Raw genomic sequence first — 2,388 nt, 5'->3', positions numbered from 1 at the left:
GACCTCGACGAGTTCGCGGAGCTCGTCGGCGGTGCCGGGGTCGTACTCGGTGGGCGGTACGAGGACGCGTCCGTCGCCGGTGCGTACGCCGAGGACGACGCGTTCGCGGAGGCCGGTGAGGAAGGCGCTCCGGACGGGGCCGAGGGAGCGGGTGAAGGGGAACTCGACGACGAGCGGGGCGGTGAGGGGCCCGGGCATGGCCATGGCGCTCCCTCCTCAGGCGCGGCGGAAGACGGGCGGGCGCTTCTCCGCGAAGGCGCGGGCGCCCTCCTTGGCGTCGTCGGTGGCGAAGACCGGCATGCCGCGTTCGAGTTCGAGGGCGAGGGCTTCCGGTTCGGCGAGGCCGGCGGTGTCGTAGGCGCTGGCCTTGACGGCCTCCACGGCGAGGGGCGCGTTGGCGTTGATCAGCTCGGCGGTCTCCAGGGCCGCGGCCAGGGCGGTGCCGTCGGGCACGACGCGGCCGACGAGGCCGATGCGCTCGGCCTCGCGCGCGGTGTAGGGGCGGCCGGTGAGCAGCATCTCCAGGGCGTGGGTGCGCGGGATCTGGCGCGGGAGCCGGACGGTGGAGCCGCCGACGGGGAAGAGGCCGCGCCGCACCTCGAAGAGGCCGAAGGTGGCGCTCTCTCCCGCGACGCGGATGTCGGTGCCCTGGAGGATCTCCGTGCCGCCCGCGACGCAGGGGCCCTCGACGGCGGCGATGACGGGCTTGCGCGGCCGGTGGTGGCGGAGCATGGCCTTCCAGTGCAGGTCGGGGTCGGCCTTCAGGCGGGCGCGGCAGGTGTCGTCGGCTGCGGCCGGGTCCCCTGTCGCGAGGGCCTTGAGGTCCATGCCCGAGCAGAAGGCGCCGCCCGCGCCGGTGAGGACGACGGAGCGGATCCCGTCGTCTTCGTCGGCCTCCGTCCAGGCGTCGTGGAGCCCGACGAGCATGGGCAGCGAGAGGGCGTTCCTGGCCTCGGGCCGGTCGAGGGTGAGGACCAGGGTGGCGCCGACGCGTTCGGTCTTCAGGTGTGCGGTCCCGTTCATGGCCAGCTCCTCCGGTCCGGGGTTCGCGGCACGAACAGCGCGACGCGGACGGCGCGACGCGAACAGGGTGGCGGACCTCCGGCGGCACTTCAAGAGTTTTCTGACAGACTGTCAGATCTGATGCTTCGTCACACGGAGAGGCAGGAGGAGTCATGGAGCTGAACCTCGCCGATCTCTTCGAGTCGGTCGTCGATGCTGTCCCCGGCAGGGAGGCCCTCGTGTACGTCCCGCGGCCGGGCGACAGCCCGGCGCGACGGCTGACGTACGCGCAGCTCGACGCGACTGCCGACCGGCTGGCCCACCATCTGCGGGAGAGCGGCGTCCGGCCCGGCGAGCACGTGGGGCTCCATCTGTACAACGGCGTCGAGTACCTCCAGACCTTCTTCGCGTGCCTGAAGGCGCGGGCGGTGCCTGTCAACATCAACTACCGCTATGTGGCGGATGAATTGACTTATCTCTATCGAGATGCCGACCTGGCCGCGCTGGTCTTCGACGCCGAGTTCACGGCGCGGGTGGCCGCCGCGCTGCCCGGCGCGAAGGGGCTGCGGCACCTTGTGCGCGTCGGCGACCCGCCGGAGAGCGCGTCCGAACCCGAACCCTGGATCCCACCGGTCGCTTTCGCGGATGCCGAGGCGGAGGGTGCGCCGGGGAGGGATTTCGGGCCCCGCTCCGGTGACGACCGGGTCATCATCTACACCGGTGGCACCACCGGCATGCCCAAGGGCGTGCTCTGGCGGCAGGAGGACCTCTTCTTCGCCGGGCTGGGCGGCGGGGCGCCCACGGGCGAGCCGGTGCGGCGACCGGAAGAGCTCGCCGAGCGTGTCGCGGCGGGCGGCGAGGGGCTCGTCTTCTTCCCGACCGCGCCGCTCATGCACGGTACGTCCACGCTCACCGCGCTCATCGCGTTCAACTATGGCCAGAAGGTGGTGCTGCGTCGGAGGTTCGTCCCGGAGGAGGTACTGCGGACCGTCGCCGAGGAGCGGGTCACCTGTGTCTCGCTGGTCGGTGACGCGATGCTGCGGCCGCTGCTGGACGCGCTGGCGGCGCGTTATACCGACTGCTCGTCGCTGCTCAGCGTCAGCAGTTCGGGGGCCGTGCTGTCGGAGGCGGTGCGGCAGCAGTTCGCGGCGCTCCTGCCGCATGTCGCGCTGATGAACAACTTCGGGTCGTCGGAGTCGGGGTTCAACGGGACGGCGACCGAGGGTGCGGGGTTGCGGCTGCTCGTCAATGACCATACGGCCGTGGTCGACCCCGTGACGTACGAGCCAGTCGCCCCCGGGGAGGTGGGGCGCGTCGCCCAGCGGGGCCATGTGCCGCTCGGCTACCACAACGACCCCGTGAAGACGGCGGAGACGTTCTTCCGGG

2 protein-coding genes and 1 pseudogene are annotated in these 2,388 nt (G+C 71.9%); 1 reads left to right on the top strand and 2 read right to left on the bottom strand.

Features of this window, described 5'->3' with window-relative positions:
- Window positions 1-198, bottom strand: a pseudogene (locus tag K6I34_RS35735) (DNA-binding protein); the annotation flags it as partial.
- An 18-nt stretch (window positions 199-216) separates the two neighbouring features.
- Window positions 217-1,023, bottom strand: a complete 807-nt coding sequence (locus K6I34_RS35730) for a crotonase/enoyl-CoA hydratase family protein (RefSeq protein ID WP_229332190.1) — start codon at window positions 1,021-1,023, stop codon at window positions 217-219.
- Between the two features lie 152 nt (window positions 1,024-1,175).
- Between K6I34_RS35730 and K6I34_RS35725 the strand changes: the two genes are divergently transcribed.
- Window positions 1,176-2,388: AMP-binding protein (locus K6I34_RS35725; RefSeq protein ID WP_229332189.1), on the top strand; the 1,213-nt coding region annotated here is incomplete at its 3' end.

The sequence above is a fragment of the Streptomyces sp. UNOC14_S4 genome (assembly GCF_020740835.1).
Taxonomy (GTDB): Bacteria; Actinomycetota; Actinomycetes; order Streptomycetales; family Streptomycetaceae; genus Streptomyces.
The sequence above is the reverse complement of the archived record's forward strand: the minus strand, read 5'-3'. Positions and strand labels throughout refer to the sequence as shown.

Excerpts from the sequence above, each read along its gene's own strand:
- K6I34_RS35730 (WP_229332190.1), bottom strand. The coding sequence starts at position 1,023 with ATGAACGGGACCGCACACCTGAAGACCGAACGCGTCGGCGCCACCCTG.